We start from the raw sequence: 20,642 nt of genomic DNA, 5'->3' as shown, positions 1-20,642 counted from the left end.
TCTCCTCAGTGGTGGTTGATGGTGCCGGTGGCCTTGCCGAAGAGGCCGGTGGCGGTGATGTTCTGGGTGATCTGCGCCGGACCGGCCGGGCGCCGTGCGGCCCGCAGGACGAGCGGGACGGCGATGGCGCCGGCGGCGATGAGGGCGACGGCGGACCACAGGGCGTGGCTCATGGCGATCAGTCCCGGTGCGGCGTAGGAGAGGCCGACGGACGCGGCGGCGATGCCGCCCCCGACGGTCGGGGCGAGCAGGGCGGTGGTCTTGGCCCAGGTCGGAATCGGGGCCGCGACCGGTGCCGGCTGCGGCGTAGGCGCGGCCGGTGGCTGGGTGTAGGCGAGGGTGCGGATGCCGCCGGGCAGGGTGACGAGTTGGATGCCGGGCGGGATCTCGTGCTGCAGCATCTCGCCGTACGCGGACGATGGTTGGGCGGGCAGGGTGGTGATCTCGTACGGGGTCTGGGAGTGCACAACGGGGTCCCTTCAACGACGGCGGGCAGCACCCTTGGTGCGGGTGCTGCCCGGTGCCTTGCTTGTCGTGTCGCTTGTCGTCTGCCTTGTCGTGCGGCTTGTCGCTTGTCTTGTCTTGTCGCTTGTCGCCTTGCAGGTCACAAGCCGTTTCCGGCCCTCACGGAGCCGCCCGGGGCCCTTCCCGCGGGGATGGGTGACAGGCGACAAGCGCTCACGCCTCGGGGGGCGTTTCGGGGGCGTGGCGCTGGTGAACGTAGCGGGCCTTGGTGCCGGTCCCGACGCGGACGGCGGTGCCGTCGTCGGTCCATGTCTTGAGCCAGCCGACGACGGTCTGCCGGGTGGTGCCGTGCTCGTCGGCGAGCGCGCGGGCGATCGCGGACGCCCCGGTTCCCTCGGGTCCGGCGGCGAGCAGCAGCGCGAGCGCAGCCTCCTTCGCGGCGTTGTCCTCGGCCCGCAGGGCGGACAGGTTCAGCCCGGCCGCCGCGGGCGGCTGCTCCGCCGGGCCCGGCTCGGTGGCTCCGGGTTCGGTGGTGGTGGCGAACTGGGCGTCGATCTGCTCGCGGAACCGGCGCGCGAGCGCGTCCGCCTCGGACTCCGGGGCAGACGGCCGCTCACCGCGGAGCGCGGAGAGGTTCAGCCCGCCCCCGGTGCCTGCCTGCCCCTGCCCGGGGTGGGTGGCGGGGTGGTCGTCGCGCATCCATGCGGTGCGGGCGTGGTCCCAGCGGCGGGCGTAGTCCGGCCCGGCCGCCTTGCTCGAGATGGCGTCCAGGGTGGGGTGCCGGTCGGAGGTGGCGGCGACGATGTCGCGGATCTGGTTGGGCAGGATCCGCCACGACTTGAACAGCGCCGCCGCCGATTCGGGGGTGCCCATGAACCCGGCGCCCTTGTACGGGGCCTGGTCCACGCGCAGCCCGCGGGAGCCGGGGAACTGCTTGCCCAGGTCCATGCCCTCGGTCTCGCCGCCGGTGAGCGCGACGCGGACCTTGGCCTCCCGGCGGATCATCAGGTTCCCGAGCACGGCGCCGGTGGCTCCGAGGGCGGTCAGGACGGTGCGGATGCCCATGGCGCGGGCGATCCGGATCACTTCCAGGATCTTCGCGGCCAGTGCCTTGGACGGGCGGTCGGTGGCGGCGAGGATCTCCGCGCCTTCGTCGATCACCAGCATGATCTGCGGGATGCGGTCGCTGATCGGCAGCAGGTCGGTGTTCGCCCGGGACATGAGGTCCTGGTAGGCCATCTTGCGGTGCTTGGCGATCCGCACCGCCGCATCGAGCATCAGCTCGGCCTCCTCCGGCGAGGCGGCGAGCCAGTCCACACCGGGCCGCAGGCCGTCGGCGGTCTGCCCGCTGCTGTCGAGTGCGGGCCGCACCCAGGGCAGGCCGGCGGATCCGGCGTTCAGGTCGATCACCCAGGTCAGCACGTCGGTGGCGCGGGCGAACCCGGCCAGGATGGTGTGGACCATGTTGGTCTTGCCCGACCCGGTGGGCCCGACCACCAGCGCGCACTGCTCGCGCAGGTAGGCGCGGATCTCGTCCGCGTTGGTCCGCAGCCCCCAGGGGATGCCGGTGTGCAGGGACAGTGGCCCGTAGTCGGTCGGGTAGGTGGCCTCGGCGGCGAGCACGTTGACCGTGGTCACGTCGATGAGGACGCGGCCCTGGTCGACGCCCTGGGAGGCGGTGGCGGTGCAGCCGTGGGGGAGGCGCGCGTCGGCGGACAGCCGGGCGGACTGCTGCGCGATTTTGTCGTAGGTGGTGCCGCCGGGCGGGAGTTCGGCGTCGAGGGTGAACCCGGTGCCGGTGGGCCACTGCTCGACCGCGAGCACGCGCACGGTGAGGCCGCACACCCGCTGGATCCGGTCCACCCATTGGGCGGCGATCGCCCGGCGTTCGGCGGACAGTTCGCGGGCGACCTGCCGCTCGGCGGCGGCGAGCGCCTCCAGCTCGCGGGCCTCCTCGCGCAGCAGGGTGGCGCGGGCGGCGGCGCCCAGGCCGACCCCGAGGGTGGCCAGCGAGCCGAGGGCGGCCCAGGTGAGCGGGCCGCTGGTCATCGCCCACGTGGTCCAGCCCGCGCCGATCAGCCAGGAGGCGGCGCGCATGGTGACGGTGCGGGCGGACAGCCGGTCGCGCAGGCTGGTGACGGTGTGGCCGATCGCTCCGGCGGCGCCGACGGCGAGGGCCCAGCCGGGTGGCATGCCGGCGGCGGCGCCGGTGGTGGCGACGGCGAGGCATCCGGTGGTGGCGGACAGGGCGCCGGTCACGGGTCCGTGACCGGCCGCCCAGTCCCACACCGGCCCGGTGTTGGCCTGTGTGTGGGTGGTCATGGTCAGACGTTCCATCCCTTCTCGGCCTCGGGCCCGTTGCGCGGGTCCTCGTGGCGGGCGATGTCCTGCTCGTGGGCCTGGCGGAACAGCGGGCCCATGTCCTCGGCGACCGCGACGGCGGACATGACGGCGCCGAAGATGTCGTTGAAGCCGTCCGCGACCTCCTTCTCCAGCGGGAACTCGGAGTCGGCGCGCTCGGCGAGGATCCGCATCACGTTCGCCACGCTGGTCAGCGCGGCCGGGAGGCCTTCGACCATGGCGAGGATCTCCATGGCGTTGTCGGGGTCGTAGCTGTTGGCGGCGGCTTCCATCTCCGCCGCGTGCTCCTCGAACCGGAAACCGGACACGCTCTCTCCCTCACTCGTTGTGGTGCTGGGTGTGGCAGGGACGACGCCGGCGGGACGCTCGGCGGTGTCCCCGATCTGCTCGCCGTCGCTGTTCGCTTCGGCGTCGGCGGCGGCCTCGTCGTCCTGGAGGGCAGCGAGGGTGGCCGCGTCGCGCTGCCGGCGCTGCTCGTCGGCGGTGCGCATCATCCGGGCGTACAGGCGGCGGCCGGGGTGGATGAGCCACGGCCAACCGAGCTTCCGGCCGATCGGGGAGGTGAGCACACCGACCAGCCCGAGCGCCCCGGCCAGCAGGGCCGCGAGCAGGCGGCGGCGCTGGAACCGGGCCGCCGACCGCAGCAGCGCCTTCCGCGCCTTCTGGCGGGCCGGCGCCTTGCGCACCTGATCGCGCCCGGCGGCAATCTGCCCGGCCGCCCGCTGGTCACGCGCCTTCCGGGCCCGTTCTATGGCGGCGCCGCGGGCCTTGCCGACGCGGCCGGCCGCCGTGCCCGCGGCCCGCCGGATCGGGCCGCCCTTACCGGCGAGCGAGGCGGACCGCCGGTCGGCCTTCGCCTGCCGACGCGCATCGGCGACCGAACGGCGCGCACCGGTGGTGTCGTTCCGGCGGGCGGCCCGCGACGGCGACGACTGTCGCGCCGTCTCCCGCAACGCCTTGACCTGACCCACCCTGCCGCGCCCCTTGCCCGATACTGCGGATGCCGCCCCGGCGGATCCCTTACGGCCGCCGCGGTTCAGCCCGCCCGACCGACCGGCGGACGAGGTAGCGGAACCGGTCGTGCTGTGCAGCGCCTTGCCCCGACCGCGGCCCGCGGCCTGGGTGGTGCCGGCGCCCCCGGTACGGGACTGCCCCGGCACCCGCCCGGCCCCGCTCCGAGCGGTGCGGCCGGTCGCCGCCGCCCCGGCCGCCCGGCCGGGGGCCTTCCTCTTGGTCTTCTGGTCACGGCGGCTGCTGCGGGCGGCGGCGGTGCCCAGCACGACGGCGCCGGTGGCGGCGACGGCGAGCGCGGCCGGCCCGCCGACCAGCGCGGCAGCGGCCATCAGGGAGGTGGTGGCGTTGGTGCCGGTCACCGCGAGGGGAACGACCGGCCACCCGCCCGGCGTGTGGTCGACCTCGGCGGCGGCCGGGGCGGGCGCGGGTTCGGGTGCAGTGGGCGGGGTGGTGTCCGGCGGGGCCTCGGGGCCTGCTACCGGGGTGATGGTGGTGTCCGTCATGCTGTGTGCACTCCCTTCGGGAGCTGAAGGGGGCCCGGCCGGATCTGTGGTGGAGAGGGCCGGGCCCTGCGGATGTCAGGCAGCGCGCTGTTTCTCGGGATAGGCGCACGGGGCGCACATGCCGAGCGAGGCCGGCACGACGTATCCGGCATCCCGCCGGCACTTCGGGCAGACGCGTCGGGCGGCGTTCGCCTTCGCGAGAGCCGCCCAGCGGGTCGGGGTCATCGGCCGGACCGGCTTGGCGCGGTCGATGCGGTACAGGTAGGCGACCAGCGGGCCGCGGCGGCGGCGCGGGCGCTGCAGCTCGGCGGCGACGCCTTGTCCGCCGGGCCGCAGTCCGAGGGCGCGCAGCTGGCGGCGGGTGGCGTAGCCGTCCGGGGCGAGCCGCCACCGGTAGACCGGCAGCGTGCTCACGGCGTTGCGCCTTCGAGCGTCCGGCCGGCGGCCGTGTCACGCAGTTCCTGGTAGCGGGTGGAGACCCAGCCGACCGACCAGCCGCACAGGTCGGCAGCGGCCCGCACCGGTAGGCCCTCGCCGAAGGCGGCGTGCACGACGGCGCGGGCGCGGTCCTCGGGCAGCTTCTCGTTCACCGGGCTGCCGGACAGCAGCGCGGCGCGTTCACGGCGTTCACGCTCGGCCCGCTCCTGCTGCTGCCGACGCGCTTCCTGCTCGCGCTCCAGCCGCTCCCGCTCCCGGCGCTGCGCGGCCTCTCGTTCGAGGCGTTCACGCTTGCGCTGCTGCTGTTCACGCTCGCGTTCACGGCGTTCACGGGCCTCCCGCTCGGCCCGCTCCCGCTCCTCACGCTCGGCTCGTTCGGCGCGGCGTGCGGCCTCCTCCCGCTCGGCCTGTTCGCGGGCGAGCCGGGCTTCGTGCTCGCGCTGTTCACGGGCGAGCGTCGCGGCGTGCTCGCGTTCCTCGCGGGCCCGCTGCTCGGCCGCCTCGTGCCGTTCGCGGGCGGTCTTCTCCTGCTCGGCGTGCTCGGCCCGCTGCTGTGCCTCGTGGGCGGCCAGGGCGGCGGTGATGGCGCGCCGGTAGGCGAGCCCGGTCTCCGCGGTGACGATGAGCAGCAGCGGGGCGACCGCGTGCACGGCCACGCCGACCAGGTCTTTCCTCAGCGCGGAGTCGGCGACATTGAGCGCGAGGGTCATGCAGCCGGTCATCCACCGCAGCACGATGGGCCACCGGCCGCCGTGCCCGCCCAGGCGGGCCAGGGCGGCGTCGAGGCGGACCACGATGACGACCGCGGCGTCCACCACCAGCGGCAGGATCGGCGCGGTCCAGTCCCACTCATCGGGGGTGTGCGCGGCCATGAGGGGGGTGACGGTGAGGATCGAGTAGAGCATCGCCCCGGCCACGATCAGCCATGTCCCGACCGACAACGCGCGTTCGGCTGAACGGATCTGAACACTGTTCATGCGCCCGCCTCCCGCACCGTGACCGACGCGATCAGCAACACTGCCGAGGTCGGGTCGTCCGGGGTTTCGCTGTCCTCGGTCCACTCCCACCCCGCTCCGTCGGTGAGCGCGTAGCCGAGCGCGTGCAGCGCCCGTGAACGCTGCTGAACGGTCGGCACCGCGGCACCGCCGCCCAGGTCCCGCTCCGGCCACGTTGGGGTGTTGAACAGCACCACGTACAGGCGCCACCGGCCCCGGCGGCGCGCCATCTGCGCCGTGCACACGGCGGCCATCAGGCCACCTCCGGCGAACCCGCGACGCTCCGGTTGGTCAGCTCCCGGCGGGCGGCCAGCACCCGCCGGCGGGCCCGCCGGATCCGGCGCACGTCCAGCGACGACGGGGTGTGGTCCAGGGTGGTGATCTGCGCGTCCAGCAGCTCCAGCTCCGCCAGGACGACGGGCATCTCCAGCTCGATCGCGTCCAGCTCCGCGGCCGTCGGCTCGCGGTCGAACTCGGCGGCGGTAACAACCGCCTGAACAGCACCGATGTGCCTCATGAGTCGTGTTCCTCTCGCGTAGGAACGGCTCAACACAGCGGCCCCGGTGTCCTACCACCGGGGCCGCACGCCGTTGAAGTCGGAAGATCCGGCTCCCCTCAGCGCTGCTCGTACGAGACGAGCAGCGGAGGCAACCGGCCGCCGCGCACATAGCGCCGCGATTGGCAGGGGGTCCTACTGATGTCTCCTTCGGGAACACGGGCTCCCGTTTCAGGCGTATGGAGACGTGACCTTTCGGTCTAAGCCCTCCGGACTGCAAAGGGGTCCGGGTCCCTCGCCCCCGCGAAAGCGGGGCCTCATGACCCCCGAAGGGGCCCTTTACATGCAGGTCAAGCAGCCACAACGACTCAGCCCCGACGTTGCCTAGGGGGGCTTGCCGTCGAGCTTGATAGGTACGGTAGGCAACCGAACGGCTGCGCGCAACCCCCTCTCGCGCTATGCTTCGATAGCCCCCCTAGGCGACGATTGGAGAGTTGTGCACGACGACATGAAGCGGGTCTCTGGAATCGGGGATCCGGTCGACCGAGCAAAGGCAGCAATCGACCTGATGGCGACCTATCAGGGGTGGGTGCTGGAGCTGTCCCGCGTTCGCCGCGAGGCCATCGAGGAAGCGCAGGCGTCCGGCATGACCCAAGCTGAAATCGCTACGCGGCTCGGGGTGAGTCGCGGTCGAGTGGGTCAGCTTGCGTCTGCTGGCCCGCCGCCGGAGCGAGCGTTCTTCGGCACCGACCTTGTGACCGTCTCCCTCGGTGGCAAGTACGAGGGTGGAAAGACGCCGGAGCAGAACCCCGGCGAAGTCGTCGCCAGGGAAGACCTCGACAACTTCGAGCACCTGCGCAAGCTGCTGAGCGGCATGAAGCTCGATGCCCAGTACGAGGTGATCCCACCTTCCGGCATCATCAACCTGAACCGTGACAACCACGTGGTCGTCTGCGGTCCGCGCCTGTCGCCCATCATTGCCCAGGTACTGGAAGGAGACGACAACCTACGGTTTGAGAAGGACCATGCCTGGCACCTGGTCGACCAGAAAGCGGAGAAGCGGCACCGATCCCCGATGGACGAGGACGGGTCCGCGGGTGACGTCGGCTACCTCGGCCGGCTCCCTCGACTCAATGGGCGTGGAACCTTCCTCTACATCGCGGGTATCCACGCCATCGGCGCGAACGGAGTGGTCCATTACTTGGAGCACAACCTGGCTGAGCTGTACCGAGAGGTTCGAACGAAGCGCTTCTCCACGCTGATCTCGTGCCGCTACAACCCCGAGACCCTGGAGGTACTGGAGAGCCGCAGGGTCACCCCGCTGTACCGACACGAAAGCTGATCATGCGCGTTTGCTTCGACTCACAGCCGGGGAGTGCCAACCCCAACGAGGACTGGGTGGCTGGTTCGCCGGAACTAGCCGTGGTGCTAGACGGGCTAAGCACAGCCGGGCTACCCACAGGCTGCAACCACGGCGTGCCCTGGTTCGTGGCCCACCTGGGAGGGCACCTCATGGCCGCCCTGGCAGAACCGAACGTGTCGTTGCCGGATGGGCTGGCGATCGCACTCGAACGCGTTGCCGCGGTGCACCCGGAGTGCGACCTTGCCAATCCTGGGACGCCTTCCGCCACAGTCGCGGTGCTGCGGCAGAAGCACGGAGTGCTTGACCACCTCGTTCTTGCTGATTCACCCGTGGTGTTCGAGGGTCCCGAAGGCCACACAGTGGTCACTGACCTGCGTGTGGACGATGTCCTGCCAGACCTGCGGGCGGAAGTGGAGAGCCACGAAACCCACACGCAGGGGCACCGAGAAGCCCTACAGCGGCTCGTGCTCGCTCAGCGGGAGGTGCGGAACACACCAGACGGCTACTGGGTGGCCGGCGCCAATCCAGAGGCAGCACGGCACGGTCTCACCGGTTCGACCAAGCTCCAGGAGGTACGTTCCGCCGCCGTGATGTCCGACGGTGTGTCAAGGCTGGTTACCGAGTACGGGATGGCCACCTGGGAAGAGGTCTTCACCGCTCTTCGGACGGACGGCCCCCGTGGGTTGATCGAGACCGTGCGCAAGACTGAGGCGACGGACCCAACCGGCCGCCGGTGGCCTCGCTACAAGTCCGGGGACGATGCGACTGTGGCGTACTGCCGGTGGTGACCAGCGGGAACGTGGCCTTCCTCGCCTTCATGGGCGGCGTGCCGGTCGCGACAGTCCAAGTGGACGACTTCGCCGACTCGGAGTTTTGGACTGCTACCGATCACCCAGACGCCGCGCTCTACGTTCATCGCATGGCGGTGGCCCGCAGCTATGCCGGAAGCGGTGTCGGTTCGCAACTGCTTGAGCGCTCCCAGCGCGGTACAACTTTCTCTACTTCATCAAGGCCCGCGCACGGCGCAGGCGCGCGCCGCCGGGCGCGGCCTGCCTCCTGTCTTCGCCCCGGCTGGCCACGCCCGGCGACGCGCTCGCGGCTGCGAGCATGAAGGGGAGACACCCTCTGTGGCTGGGGCGGTCGGCTCCACGGCTTTAGGCAGCCACTTTGGGGCGAGCCTCGAAGATCATGGCCCCAACGTCGTGCTTTACCGGGCAGGTCCACAGACTGCCCGACTCGCCATCAGCTTACGGGGCCATGATCACTCGCCCCAAAGCAGCTCCAGCCCAAAGCCGTTCCACCGACCGCTCGTCTGAGGCTGCACCACCCGCTCCAGGATGCGCAACGTCAACGTCACGGCGTCGCCCAGGTGTTCAGACACCTCCAACTGGGAATGGTGAGCCTGACACCCGGTACTCTCAGCTTGTCGTCGTCATCGCAGGGTTAGGAGTGGATGGGTGATCACTCAGCCCAACGCACAACACGATGTAGCAGAGCCACTGCATCCAGACGACCCCGGTTTGTCGCGAGACATCGTTAGCTGGTGTCATCGCGTCGCCGGTGAACCGTTGCCGCCATCGGCCGTACCCGGAGCAACCCTTCGTCAGCGACGCGCCCTTGCCTCCCTTGGAGGGCTTGCAGCCGCTCTCGCAGAGGCTGCAACCCTGGACACAAACACTTGGGATCGATGGCCCAACGCTGTGGCCTCATGGGCCAAGTGCGCACCGAGGCCGCCATTGGTCCTGGTCGAGCGTGCTCGGACGGCTATCGAAGCTAGAGGCCAGACCGACATCTTGGCCCATCTGTATGAACGCATCGTAGCCGGCCCTAATCGGCGCCACCTTGGTACCTTCTTCACTCCACCCCCCGTACTTGACTACATGATTAGCCGTACGAAGCAACTACTAAGCGCTGGGCCTGACATAGTCATCGACCCTGGGGCCGGCGTTGGAGCCTTTACAGAGGGGGCCTTGCACCATTGGCCTGACTCTCAAATTCACGCTGTGGATGTAAACATCGTGACTCTAGGTCTCCTGGCTGCAAGGTGCGCTGTATTGAATTCTCCCAATCAGCCCATCTTCGTACACGGGGACTATCTTGAGTGGGTTACGAGAATCGAGTCAGACTCACTCAAGTCGAGACTCATCATTGGAAACCCTCCTTACACCCGACACCAACTACTCGACCGTAAAACAAAAGAAGCGGCGCACGCTGCTTCCGGCCCGCTCTGCCCTAATGGGCAAGCCGGCCTTTCGACTCACTTCCTTGCGGCAACGCTTCGAGCGCTCGGACCGCGGGACAGTATCTGTTTCCTCCTCCCTGCTAACTGGCTAGAGACGCGCTATGCGCGCGAAGTCAGAAAGTATCTCTGGGAATTGCGCAACAGAACAGTTCAGATTCACGCATTCCCTCACGAGGCGGTAATATTCCCGTCGGCTCAAGTTTCGGCCATGATTGTTATCGTGGGGCCGGAGACAGATAGAACGCAAAGTATGAGCTACTACTCGGTCACCCAGGGAATGGACTTCAATTTCCAGGCTACCTGCCTAGCAAATACTCAGCGCAAAACGCTATGCCCGCCCTCCTTCACAGTTCAGGCATTTTCAGGAACCTCGACGAAATCCGAAGAAACCGGTGCACCTCAGACCGTCCTCTCCTCCATCGCCGTAGTAAGGCGGGGCGTTGCTACGGGGGATAACGAGTTCTTCCTAAGGCGAGACTCGGAGGTAGCCGGCCTCCCCGAAGGGGCATATGTGCCTGCGCTACCGACCCTGCGAAAAGTGCCGGAACAAGATTTGACACCGACAGCCCATCAGATTCTTGGCGCTAGCGGAGTTCGAAGATGGCTCCTTAGGCTCGATAACGTTCCCTTGGATAACGAGGCAGTGCGAGCCCTAATCGGCGATGGCGAAAGCAGAGGTACACCTGGCAGATACCTCTGCCGAGTGCGCAACCCTTGGTATGCCGTAGAGCGGATGCCGATTCCGGATATCTTGATCGCACCGATGACGAAAAGTCGATTTCGAGTGGTCCAGAATTTGGCGGGTGCCACACCTACCAACTCCATATACGGCATCAGATTGATCCGTCGAACAGATGCAGTCGAGTCAGCACGAGAACTAGTTGCATGGCTTCGTAGTGACGTCGGCCAGCAAGCACTGATTTCAATCGCCCGGCGCCACGGTGATGGACTATTCAAGCTTGAGCCTCGCGCCCTATCGAACCTTAACGTGCCGATCCAGTGAGAGCCCATCTGTGACTGAAGCAACTACAACAAAGGGGGAAGTGTGGAGAAGTTCCGATTCAGCGTAGACACTCACCTTTTCCGTGAACTCGGAGAGCTTCTCGTAGGTCGGGACAGTACTGCCCTAATCGAGTTGATCAAGAACTCATACGATGCCGATGCTACATTCGTACGCGTCCGGGGAAACAACCTGAAGAACTCCGGAACTATCGTCATTTCGGACGACGGCGTGGGAATGACAGACGAAATCTTCCGCACGGCCTTTCTTCGAATCGCTGGGCGCTACAAGGAAGGTCGCGACAGAAGAAGCCCCGTTTACAAGCGCCGCTACACCGGAGCTAAAGGCGTAGGGCGGTTGAGCGCCCACAAACTCGCTCGCGAACTGCATGTTGAATCGATTCCCGACGCCAGCGTCCATTCCGTGAAGTCCTTGAAGACTCCTATTGCAGGAGTTTCTGCCAACATCAACTGGGATGAGCTTGAGAACCAGGAAAAGAGCCTAGAAAGTGTTGACAGTGGTCTGAGCGTTCGGACTATAACTGAGCTTCGCGACAAAACGCCGGGAACAACTCTGAGGTTGAAAAACCTCAAGACTCCTTGGACTTCAGCACAGCTAACCCGCTTCCTGGAAGAACTCCACTCTGCACGACCAGCCGAAGAACTGCTAAAACAACCGCAGAATGTCCGGGAAACGGGCATTATTGGGGACATTCGTCCAGCGTCTACCAGTTCTGACGACCCAGGGTTCAAAATCATCACTGAGGGTGATTTCCGAACCGGTGAATCATTGTGGGAGAATCTGGTAAATAGGGCGCACTGGCTATTGGAGATCGACGCTTCCGGATCGACGGTAAAGTATTCGATTCAGCCTACTGAAGGCAACATCCAGCGGGGTGGCGCCCCAGACTCGTACTACTTCGAGAAGCAGCACCCGAACCCCGATACCGGCCCTTTCTTTACTGCCAGGATTTATGCACGCGAGGGTGCCTGGGCAGAGTCTCGTGCCTCCGAACTGACGAGGTTCAACCAGCGCCGCGGGGGCATCCGCGTCTACCTTGAAGGCTTCCGTGTTCTCCCCTACGGGGGCCGGCGAGACGATTGGCTGGCACTCGACAGGGACTATGCACGTAAGCCGCGCAGCTTCGATCTTGACCTCGATAGCTCGACTTCGTCCTACCTACCGCAGCAAGAGAACGAGGGATTTCTAAGTCAGGGTAACGAGCAGTACGTAGGAGCTGTCTTCTTGACAGCGGACGGCGCTCAAATGCTCCGCCCAGTCGTAAATAGAGAAGGCTTCGTTGAAGATGAATCTTTCGAAGTGCTGCGAAACCTCGTGCGAGGCGGAATCGACCTAGTCACACGTGCTCGTGCATCTCGTAAGCGCGAGCAGCAGGCCAAAGAGCGTCGAGCTGAGGAGAGGGATCTAGAGTCACGACTCGCTCGGAAGCCGGAAATTGCAACTGGTGCAACTGGTGCAACTGACGACCCACGACCGGACCCTGCGGAGCCTCAAACAACGGAAGGGCGCCTAAAGCATCCCTTGGTGACAGCACGGCAGGAACTTGTCATCTTGGGTGAGTCGCCGTCTATCCCACCTGACGCCAAGTCCCAAATTCAGCGTGCGCAGATTGCCGTGGAGTTGGCGGAGAATCACCAGCGATCTTGGGATGAAGAACGCATCATGCTCCGCGTTCTCGCCGGAGTTGGCCTTCAGTTCTCCGCTTTTGTTCATGAGATCAACGGTATTTTGGGTCAGGCGAATGCCGTACGAGAGCTAACCACCTTTGTTGCGGAAGCAGCTGACTTCCATGTGAGGAAGCGCATGCTTGCAGAACTCGGCGAGGCGGTCGAGCAATTGGTGCAGTCGCTAACGCGACAAAGTAGTTACTTGACTGATGTGGTGGGACCTGACGCCCGTCGACGTCGAAGGAGGATGCGTCTTCCCGATACGGTACAAGCTTCTGTCCAACTGCTGTCTAAGACTCTCGCCGAGAGATCTATCCGCCTAGAAACGCAGCTCGATCCTTATGTGAAGACTCCTCCCATCTTCCCCGCAGAGATGGCTGTCATCATGACGAATCTACTAACCAACGCTATCAAGGCTGCGGATGCTGGGGGAACCGTATCGGTCTCTGGCAGGAGTGAGCCTGATGGTGGTATCTCTCTGCGTGTAGAGAACACCGGTACCCCTATCAACCTGTCCGACTCGGAGAAGTGGTTCCGTCCCTTCGAGTCGACGACGTTGGACGTCGACGTCGTGCTAGGCCAGGGCCTTGGACTCGGACTTCCGATTACTCGGCGCATTGTGGAGGAGTATCGCGGTAAGGTGAGATTCGTAGAACCGTCCAATGGCTTCGCAACAGCTGTAGAGTTCTTCCTACCGCTACCGTCCCGAGGAGCAGGCGCGTGACAGACAACTATGGACAGCCTTGCGTATTACTTATCGACGATAAGCCGGACGAGGAGCGAGGCCGGGCCTCGGCCATCTCCGCAAGGGGTCTTAAGACCATAGTTCGGACACCTCAGAATGTCACTCTTGAGGATGTCGCACAGGCTTCTGTCATAGCCGTCGACGAGTATCTTGAGTGGGGAGCAGATTCCCACCCAGAAGTGCCCGCGTTCTATCCAGTCGATGGCTTGGCCCTAATTCGCGTCTTCCAGCGCCATGCGTGGAAAATGGAGACAAGCCCTGCCTTCGTGCTACGCAGTGGAGAACTTGCAGAACTCGGCAAGTCCCTGCCAGCCACCATCCGAGAGTCCGCCCTTGCTGCACAGCACGACTTGGATTGGGCATTTAATAAACAGGATGCCAGAGAGGGGCATCGCATCGCGGCTCTGGCTGCTGCCACGCACGAACTTCGCCAAACATTCCCAGCTGGCAACGGTTGGGAAGGCGGACTCGGTTGGTTGGGCCTTGGGGACAATGAGTGGTGCGACATTGCCGCCACTCAAGTGGACGCCTGTCGCCCGCCCGATCATTCCGTGGCTGACTACACGTCGGGGTCTTCGTGGTTGCGATGGTTTGCGCAGAGAATTTTGCCATACCCGACGTTCCTGCTATCTGACTTGCATGCTTCAGTACGCCTTCGGTTGCCTTTGGCGGATTTCCAGAGTGTGCTGGCCTCAGGCTCTCCACTGTCGCAGAAAATCAACGAGTTTCTTTACTCCGGGCATCTGCACGATTTCTATGGTCGCCGATGGTGGCGCGCTGGAATTGACCACTTCGTAGACTCCTTGCTCGCTGAAGGCGACTGGGACGTCAGCGAGAGTGAGCTTCTGGCTGAGAAGCTGGCTGAACTTCACGGGGGCAACTTGGGTTCGCTTCCTCACAAACACCCAGTAGTGGTAATCGATGCTAACTACACCGAAAGTGAATGGGTGGTTGATTCGTCGGAGGCCGTGCGACTGAGCCCTGATCTCTGGCCCGTATTTGCAGACGAGCCTTGGGCGAGCATCGACGACGCTGAGGAAGATCCTTATATTCGTTCGCTAGTGGCACGAGAAGATCAGAATCGCATTTTTGGGGGATGAGTTGGAAACTGCCAAAGACAGAGCGGCCGAAGTGGCTTCGACTCTGCCCACGCAGCGAGCGCAAAAGCCGGCGTCCACACCAGCAGTGCAGTGTGAGGTAGTCACTGATACCGGACCTTTGCTCTCCTTCGGCCACATCCCCACTGGAGTGAAGCTCTTCCGTAGCAGGTACTACGGGCGGATTTGTTGGACTGCCGCTGTGTCGTCAGAGCTTGAGAATCACAGCCGCAAGACCAATGCCATCGGTAAGGCGGCTAACAGATGGGACACTCGCGCAAAGGCCTTCCTAGGCGAGCCACGAGTAGTGGCGGACAAGCGAGCCGTATTGGCGATGCACACCCGAGTGCAAGCCACGCTGCCCCCACAACGACGAGTTGGTAGGGGTAATTCTGTCGACCAGGGTGAGTCGGAGTCTCTCGTCGTTGCCCAGGCAGAAGGACTGGCCATGCTCTGCAATGAGGACGCGGCTACGAAAGTCGCCGAAGAGTTGAGGATTAGTTCCTACTGTGCAGCAGATATCCTCGCCTCCGAAGTGCGCGATGGCAGGATAACTCGCGCAGACGCCCTCAAGCACATTCGCGATATGCAGAGTGTGGGGATCGATGCTGGAAAAGTGGTTCGCGGCGTCCTGGACTTCACAAGGTGGCGAACTTTCGCGCCGTGACGCACACATAATCCAGCATCCGCGCCAAAGATTCTAAGCGGCGATACGAAGAGAAGTATCACTGAGGGTATCACTCGAATACCCGGGGATCCTCTATGGCGGCTCCGCTCTCGAAAATGAACGCCGCTTCGCAGCGAGGTAGGGAGAGAAGCCCAGGGCTTGTACGGACTCTCTCCCTAGGCTTCCAAGGTCTGCGTACCTACACCTCGATGCCCATCCCGCGCGCGCTCGTGTGCTCTACCGATACACTCTGGGATACGACTAGCCAGCGGTATAGCCAGCTCGCCGAAGACACTCTGTGACCACGGTGTGTTGGCACCCAGATCCCCCATGTTGTTCCCCCTCGTACTCACAGCACTGTCAGAGGCAACTGCCAACTCTGACGGTGACGTGCAGTCACGTTTGTCGCAAGGGCGCATAGCCGGCGCCCCCGAGGAAGGCCCGCAGCGGAGCCGATGTTGCGCCATCAACTTGAGCTCGCTCGGATGCCAGTCGAGGCTGCTTCAAGGCTGGTAGGCGCCACGATGGCGGGTACTGGCGTCTGGACCATCTGTGGACAGAGGCCCGGGAATTTGGCCTGATCAAGCTGCTGACCTGCACGTTATCCGCGAGTCGAAAGGGCCTCCGGAGCCGTGGGCGATTGCCGTATAAGCAGGCCGCTGGCACCCAACCTGACATCAACGAGGGCGGACACGTGCGGATCGCAGCGGTGCCCTACGGAGTGGGTGCGCCAGTCATGACGCGGCGGTCCAGTGGCGGGCCGGTGTCTCGATCGAACTCCTATTAGCGGGTGGGCTGGCTCGTGTCGTCATCGCACGTGTCGTTGACAGGTCAGACTGACGGCTCTTCAGGCGCTCTAGACGCGGGTTGACCCAGCTCGGCATTCGCCGTGCGCCCGCGCCAGCCGCGCCGTAGGCTGCCCCTTGCCGCCACGCCCAAGGGGGAACGATGTCGACCGCAGTTGAACGTCTGCTCGCTGATTCCAAGAGCTTCCGCATCACCCACACGTTCGCAGGCCGCGACGATATCGGGCTGTTCTCGATGCGAGAACTACGCAACATCGGGAAGCACCGGAGCCTGCGCGGGGAGGCCTTCACGGACATCACGGAGACTCTGCGTGCTCGAAAGCTGGAGCACCTGCCTGTCCAACTGCCCCGCAACCAGGATCGCCACATTGTGGCCTGGCGGCGGGGCACACCCGGCACCGAGCTGCTGGACAGAGTCCTATGGCTCAGCCGCGAAGCGGGAATTCGCGGGGCCGCCGCGCAACTATCGGACAATGAGATCGTCCATCTGTACCGTGCCGCACTAAAGGTTGTCCCGCAATGATCACGGAACCGAGCGGACCGCCTTGCGAGTGTTCCATGAATACCCGTCACTGAATCTGGACACGGTGCGCGGGTGGTCGTTGGTGCAGCAGTGGCGCTGGGCGTCTTGGTTGGCCGTTCTGAGCACTGCAGTGGCCACGAGACGGCAACTCGCCGCCCTTGTCAGTGGTCTTCGGCATGATTCTCAGTGTGACAAGACGACCTAAGATCGCTCACATCGAGGCAACTGCAGAACTCAATGAAGCCGGCTGCGAGCCAGCGGAGCCCTACCCAGGCCGTACGTCCATTCCATGGCTGGTCACGTGCCGTGACCAGCGTTGCCCCGGCAATGAGAAGCCGTTCAAGGTGTATCTCAGCTACATCCGCAACCCGGTCTATGGCGGCGCTGGCTGTGGCGAGTGCCGCAAGAGGCGGCGGGCAGAAGAACGTCGTGCAGACATGATCACTCGTGGACGCGTCCTACCGATGGAGATCATCCACGACGTTAGGCAGCCAACTCGCGCGTGGTGTCTTCGGTGCTGGAAGGTCGTCAGTCCCCGATTGGACAACATTCGCTCAGGTCAAGGAAGTTGCGAGCACTGCGGCGGCAAGGCTCGGTTTCCCGATGAGAAGGCACGGCGGCTCGCCCGCGCATGGGGCTATGAGCCCGACCCTGCGATTCCCTACAGGAACGACACCACCAGGTGGCCGGGCCGTTGCCTGGCCCACGGGCACTTCTGTGATCCGTCCCTGAACGCCCGCTTCAGCGGTGGGCCCTGCGCTGGGTGCGCTGAGCATGGATTCAAACCCGACCGACCAGCGCTGCTATACCTGGTTATCAAGTCGACCCTCGCCGCCGCCAAGATCGGAATCTGCGAGAACACGCCGAAAAATAGCAGGTTGTACGAACACGGCCGTAACGGGTGGACTGTCCTGAAGAAGCTGAACTTTCCGCTTGGGCGTGACGCTCGAGCCGTCGAGAGAGCCACGGTCGAGTCGTGGCGAGTTCGCGGCTGGCCGCCTGTCTTGGACAACAATCTTGCGTACGACGGCTACACGGAAACGGTGTCTCTGCGGTCAATCTCAGCTGCGGAAATATGGGCTGAGGTGTGCGCAGCATTGGAGCCTGCTGGCAGCTCATCTTCCGGAGGAGAAGACCCTGTGACCGCAACAGATCCCACCTGAGGGAACCCGACGAGCCCCGCTCGTATCCAGCGCAGCCACGCCAAGGGTTGGTGTGCCCCTGCCGAGCCGAATCGTTGGCAGCGGCAGATTCTCGCACCGGCGGCGAATGGCCGCGCTGACGACCAGATTGCGGAGCACCTGTCCATCAAGCCTGCCACGGTGCACTCGGCGCTGCGGGCGGTGTGCTGGGCGCTGGGTGCCCGCGATCCGGCGCACGCGGTGGCGATCGCCCTGGCGCGCGGAGTGATGCCTCTTGACAAGACCGCTGTACCCAAACACGGTTTCACCAGCGTCCATCTGAACCTGGGCATCGATTCCTGAACGTACCTAACAACACAGAAGCATGACCTTGACCGGCCGGTACCCGGCAGACACGCCTGAACCGGCTCCTTGTCGAGCAGGGAGAATTCTTGCAGCCGCCCGTGATTGCTGCTCTCATCGCCTCAGGCTTCGCTATAGCCACCAATGCAGTCGGATGGGGCGTCGCCATCCGACTCAACAGCCGCACCGCGAACACCAGCCGTAAACAATGGCGACGTGAGACCCGGAGGGATGCGTACGCCGACCTGGTCACCTCGTTTCAGAAGCTCTGCGAGATCTTTGGGCGCACCCCGCGGGCCAAGGGCTTGGCGGAAGGTACAGATGAGTACGTCACCGGTGAGATGGACGATGCGCTCATGGACCTGTACGCGAAGGCCACGGTTGTCCGTTTCGAAGGACCCGACCCCATGCGTGGTCTCGCCGTGGACTCTGTCGAGTGCAGCGACCGCCTGGTGCTGGCGTGGCAGGAGAGCTTCTTGGAAGACGATTCGAAGATCACTATGTCGCTGGAGGCCGAACTGGTACGTGCCCGGGATCACCTAAAGCTGATCATTGCCGAAGCGGAAAGCATCCTCCAGATCAGGGACTGACTGATGCTTCCCCTTGATCGTGGACACCTGGAGACTGGGACATGAGGTTCCGGAGGAAGTAGTGCCAGGTGGGAAGTAAGAGCAACCGCAGCAGACGGTATACGGAGGATTTCAAGCGGGACGCGGTCGCTCTCGTCCGCTCCTCCAGCAGAACCGTCACCGAGGTGGCCCGGGAGCTCGGGGACTTTCCCCAGGTGTGCCCCAGCGGCCTCAAGTGATGGAGAAGCCACAGGTGAGCGAGGTTGAGGGGAGCCCGCTGTAAATCTGCCGGGGCCGGAGCTGGGCCGTCCTGGGGCCGTCCGAGGGGGGCCAATGACAACCGCTAACGGCCAACAACGACCGAGAGGGCACGGCAGTCTGCCGTGCCCTCTCAGTACGTCTGCCCAGCTAGACCCACGTGTCGAGCCACATCCGGGAGCGCCAGTCGTCGATGGGGATGGAGGTGCCGGTGTAGATGGGCCAGAAGTAGATGAAGTTCCAGGCGATCAGCAGGAACAGGACGCCCGCGCCGGTCGCGCCCGCGACGCGGCGGGTTTCCGAGGAGCCGGGCGGCCCCACGAGCGCGCCGATCAGCATCGCCACCGCCAGGCACAGGAAGGGGAGGAAGACGATGGCGTAGAAGAAGAAGATCGTGCGCTCCTGGTACATGAACCAGGGCAGGTAGCCGGCCGCGGCGCCGCAGGCGATGGCGCCCGCGCGCCAGTCGCGGCGGAAGAACCAGCGCCACAGGACGTACACCAGCGCGGCGCAGGCCGCCCACCACAGCATTGGCGTGCCGATGGCGAGGACCTCGCGGGCGCACTTGCCGGCGGCGTCCGTGGGACAGCCCGCCGTGCCGGGGGAGGGCGACTCGTAGAAGTACGACACCGGGCGGCCGTCGACGATCCAGCTCCACGGGTTGGACTGGTAGTTGTGCGGCGAGGACAGGCCGACGTGGAACTTGTAGACCTCGTGCTCGTAGTGCCACAGGCTGCGCAGCCAGTCCGGCAGGAAGGTGAAGTAGCCGCCCTTGCCGTCGGTCGCGGCCCAGTCGCGGAAGTAGCCGCCGCTGCCGTCGGCGGGGGAGCGGATCCAGCCGATCCAGGAGACCAGGTAGACGGCGATCGCGACCGGGACCGTGGCCAGGAACGTGATGCCGGTGTCCCGCTTCAGCACGGCCGTGTACGGGTGCCAGGCTCCGGCCACCTTGCGGGCGCCCACGTCCCACAGCACGGCCATCACGCAGAACGCGGCCAGGACGTACAGGCCGTTCCACTTCGTGCCGAACGCCAGGCCCAGCATGAGGCCCGCCGCCCAGCGCCACGGGCGCAGGCCGAGGGGGGTCGTCTCGGCCGTGTGTGCGTCGGGCCGCACCCGTCCGTCGGCGTCGGCCGGGAGCGCGGCGGCGAGTTTCTCCCGGGTCCGGTCGCGGTCGATCAGCAGGCAGCCGAAGGCGGCCAGCACGAAGAACATCAGCACGCCGTCCAGCAGCGCGGTCCGGCTCATCACGAAGTGCAGGCCGTCCACCGCCATCAGCGCGCCCGCCAGGCAGCCGAGGAAGGTGGAGCGGAACAGCCGTCGGCCGATCCGGCACAGCATCAGCACCGACAGCGTGCCGAGCAGGGCCGTCATGAAGCGCCAGCCGAACGGGTTGAACCCGAAGAGCAGCTCGCCGAGGCCGATCACGTACTTGCCGACCGGCGGATGCACGACATAGGCGGCGTCCGAGGGGATGGGGATGTGCCCGCCGGTCTTGAGGATCAGGTCGTTGGCGTTCTTGTCCCAGTTGACCTCGAAGCCGCGGTGGACGAGCGCCCACGCGTCCTTGGCGTAGTACGTCTCGTCGAATATCACCGCCTTCGGGCTGCCCAGGTTCCAGAACCGCAGCACGCCCGCCACCAGCGTGACCAGCAGCGGGCCGCCCCAGCCCGACCAGCGGACGATCCGGTCGGCGAGGGTCCGCGGGATGCCGAGGGCCGCCCACAGGCGCCCCCCGGGCCGCGCATACGGCGGCACCAGACGGTCGACGACGCCACTGCCGCCGCTCGCGGGCCCCGCGAAGTGGCCGAAGCGCCGCAGGCGCTGCTGCCACGTCGGCCGCTGGTCGTGCGGGGCCGGGCCCTGCCGGGTGTCCGTGTGGGACGCGGTACTGGTCACCGCGCCATCGTAGGGAACCGTTCTGTGTG

The 20,642-nt window shown here is 65.6% G+C and carries 18 protein-coding genes; 10 read left to right on the top strand and 8 right to left on the bottom strand.

The window, feature by feature from the left end:
* Window positions 1-5: 5 nt before the first annotated feature.
* The 7 genes from ABZ818_RS07490 to ABZ818_RS07460 form a co-directional block, all read right to left on the bottom strand.
* Window positions 6-467, bottom strand: coding sequence for a hypothetical protein (locus ABZ818_RS07490; RefSeq protein ID WP_361411924.1), 462 nt, complete (start codon window positions 465-467; stop codon window positions 6-8).
* A 211-nt stretch (window positions 468-678) separates the two neighbouring features.
* Window positions 679-2,787: a hypothetical protein gene (locus ABZ818_RS07485; RefSeq protein ID WP_361411922.1), complete on the bottom strand. Its 2,109-nt coding sequence runs from the start codon at window positions 2,785-2,787 to the stop codon at window positions 679-681.
* 2 nt (window positions 2,788-2,789) lie between these two features.
* On the bottom strand, window positions 2,790-4,343 hold the full coding sequence (locus tag ABZ818_RS07480; protein ID WP_361411920.1) for a hypothetical protein: 1,554 nt from the start codon (window positions 4,341-4,343) through the stop codon (window positions 2,790-2,792).
* Between the two features lie 75 nt (window positions 4,344-4,418).
* A complete protein-coding gene (locus ABZ818_RS07475) occupies window positions 4,419-4,757 on the bottom strand; it encodes an RRQRL motif-containing zinc-binding protein (protein ID WP_361411918.1) in 339 nt (112 codons plus the stop codon).
* Window positions 4,754-5,758 (bottom strand): DUF2637 domain-containing protein, encoded by a 1,005-nt coding sequence (locus tag ABZ818_RS07470; RefSeq protein WP_361411916.1) that lies wholly within the window; start codon window positions 5,756-5,758, stop codon window positions 4,754-4,756. Before ABZ818_RS07470 ends, ABZ818_RS07475 begins: the two co-directional genes overlap by 4 nt.
* Complete coding sequence (locus tag ABZ818_RS07465) at window positions 5,755-6,030, bottom strand: DUF6303 family protein (protein ID WP_361411914.1); 276 nt, start codon at window positions 6,028-6,030, stop codon at window positions 5,755-5,757. Before ABZ818_RS07465 ends, ABZ818_RS07470 begins: the two co-directional genes overlap by 4 nt.
* Window positions 6,030-6,293, bottom strand: a complete 264-nt coding sequence (locus tag ABZ818_RS07460) for a DUF6284 family protein (protein ID WP_361411912.1) — start codon at window positions 6,291-6,293, stop codon at window positions 6,030-6,032. Before ABZ818_RS07460 ends, ABZ818_RS07465 begins: the two co-directional genes overlap by 1 nt.
* Before the next feature lie 475 nt (window positions 6,294-6,768).
* On the opposite strand from ABZ818_RS07460, the gene ABZ818_RS07455 reads away from it, so the two are divergent.
* From ABZ818_RS07455 to ABZ818_RS07410, 10 genes are all read left to right on the top strand, one after another.
* Complete coding sequence (locus tag ABZ818_RS07455) at window positions 6,769-7,614, top strand: sigma factor-like helix-turn-helix DNA-binding protein (RefSeq protein ID WP_361411910.1); 846 nt, start codon at window positions 6,769-6,771, stop codon at window positions 7,612-7,614.
* 170 nt (window positions 7,615-7,784) lie between these two features.
* Complete coding sequence (locus tag ABZ818_RS07450) at window positions 7,785-8,423, top strand: hypothetical protein (protein ID WP_361411908.1); 639 nt, start codon at window positions 7,785-7,787, stop codon at window positions 8,421-8,423.
* Window positions 8,369-8,746, top strand: coding sequence for a GNAT family N-acetyltransferase (locus tag ABZ818_RS07445; RefSeq protein ID WP_361411906.1), 378 nt, complete (start codon window positions 8,369-8,371; stop codon window positions 8,744-8,746). The genes ABZ818_RS07450 and ABZ818_RS07445 overlap by 55 nt, the downstream gene beginning before the upstream one ends.
* A 346-nt stretch (window positions 8,747-9,092) precedes the next feature.
* Window positions 9,093-10,880, top strand: coding sequence for an N-6 DNA methylase (locus tag ABZ818_RS07440; protein WP_361411904.1), 1,788 nt, complete (start codon window positions 9,093-9,095; stop codon window positions 10,878-10,880).
* A 42-nt stretch (window positions 10,881-10,922) separates the two neighbouring features.
* Window positions 10,923-13,289: a sensor histidine kinase gene (locus ABZ818_RS07435; protein WP_361411902.1), complete on the top strand. Its 2,367-nt coding sequence runs from the start codon at window positions 10,923-10,925 to the stop codon at window positions 13,287-13,289.
* The gene (locus ABZ818_RS07430) at window positions 13,286-14,410 is read left to right on the top strand and encodes a hypothetical protein (protein WP_361411900.1); all 1,125 of its coding nucleotides are present in this window, start codon (window positions 13,286-13,288) and stop codon (window positions 14,408-14,410) included. The genes ABZ818_RS07435 and ABZ818_RS07430 overlap by 4 nt, the downstream gene beginning before the upstream one ends.
* Before the next feature lie 1,612 nt (window positions 14,411-16,022).
* A complete protein-coding gene (locus ABZ818_RS07425) occupies window positions 16,023-16,403 on the top strand; it encodes a hypothetical protein (protein ID WP_361411898.1) in 381 nt (126 codons plus the stop codon).
* 1,187 nt (window positions 16,404-17,590) lie between these two features.
* On the top strand, window positions 17,591-17,887 hold the full coding sequence (locus ABZ818_RS07420) for a LuxR C-terminal-related transcriptional regulator (RefSeq protein ID WP_361412080.1): 297 nt from the start codon (window positions 17,591-17,593) through the stop codon (window positions 17,885-17,887).
* 89 nt (window positions 17,888-17,976) lie between these two features.
* Window positions 17,977-18,477: a hypothetical protein gene (locus tag ABZ818_RS07415; RefSeq protein ID WP_361411896.1), complete on the top strand. Its 501-nt coding sequence runs from the start codon at window positions 17,977-17,979 to the stop codon at window positions 18,475-18,477.
* 68 nt (window positions 18,478-18,545) lie between these two features.
* Complete coding sequence (locus tag ABZ818_RS07410) at window positions 18,546-18,695, top strand: transposase (RefSeq protein WP_361411894.1); 150 nt, start codon at window positions 18,546-18,548, stop codon at window positions 18,693-18,695.
* 169 nt (window positions 18,696-18,864) lie between these two features.
* Here the strand turns inward: ABZ818_RS07410 and ABZ818_RS07405 are convergent, their stop codons facing one another.
* The gene (locus ABZ818_RS07405) at window positions 18,865-20,613 is read right to left on the bottom strand and encodes a phospholipid carrier-dependent glycosyltransferase (protein WP_361411892.1); all 1,749 of its coding nucleotides are present in this window, start codon (window positions 20,611-20,613) and stop codon (window positions 18,865-18,867) included.
* Between the last annotated feature and the right edge of the window lie 29 nt (window positions 20,614-20,642).

The sequence above is a fragment of the Streptomyces sp. NPDC047453 genome (assembly GCF_040643155.1).
Classification (GTDB): Bacteria; Actinomycetota; Actinomycetes; order Streptomycetales; family Streptomycetaceae; genus Streptomyces.
This window is presented reverse-complemented; position numbering and strand designations above follow the sequence as displayed.

Excerpts from the sequence above, each read along its gene's own strand:
- ABZ818_RS07485 (WP_361411922.1), bottom strand. The coding sequence starts at position 2,787 with ATGACCACCCACACACAGGCCAACACCGGGCCGGTGTGGGACTGGGCG.
- ABZ818_RS07470 (WP_361411916.1), bottom strand. The coding sequence starts at position 5,758 with ATGAACAGTGTTCAGATCCGTTCAGCCGAACGCGCGTTGTCGGTCGGG.
- ABZ818_RS07465 (WP_361411914.1), bottom strand. The coding sequence starts at position 6,030 with ATGGCCGCCGTGTGCACGGCGCAGATGGCGCGCCGCCGGGGCCGGTGG.
- ABZ818_RS07425 (WP_361411898.1), top strand. The coding sequence starts at position 16,023 with ATGTCGACCGCAGTTGAACGTCTGCTCGCTGATTCCAAGAGCTTCCGC.
- ABZ818_RS07480 (WP_361411920.1), bottom strand. The coding sequence starts at position 4,343 with ATGACGGACACCACCATCACCCCGGTAGCAGGCCCCGAGGCCCCGCCG.
- ABZ818_RS07450 (WP_361411908.1), top strand. The coding sequence starts at position 7,785 with ATGGCCGCCCTGGCAGAACCGAACGTGTCGTTGCCGGATGGGCTGGCG.
- ABZ818_RS07460 (WP_361411912.1), bottom strand. The coding sequence starts at position 6,293 with ATGAGGCACATCGGTGCTGTTCAGGCGGTTGTTACCGCCGCCGAGTTC.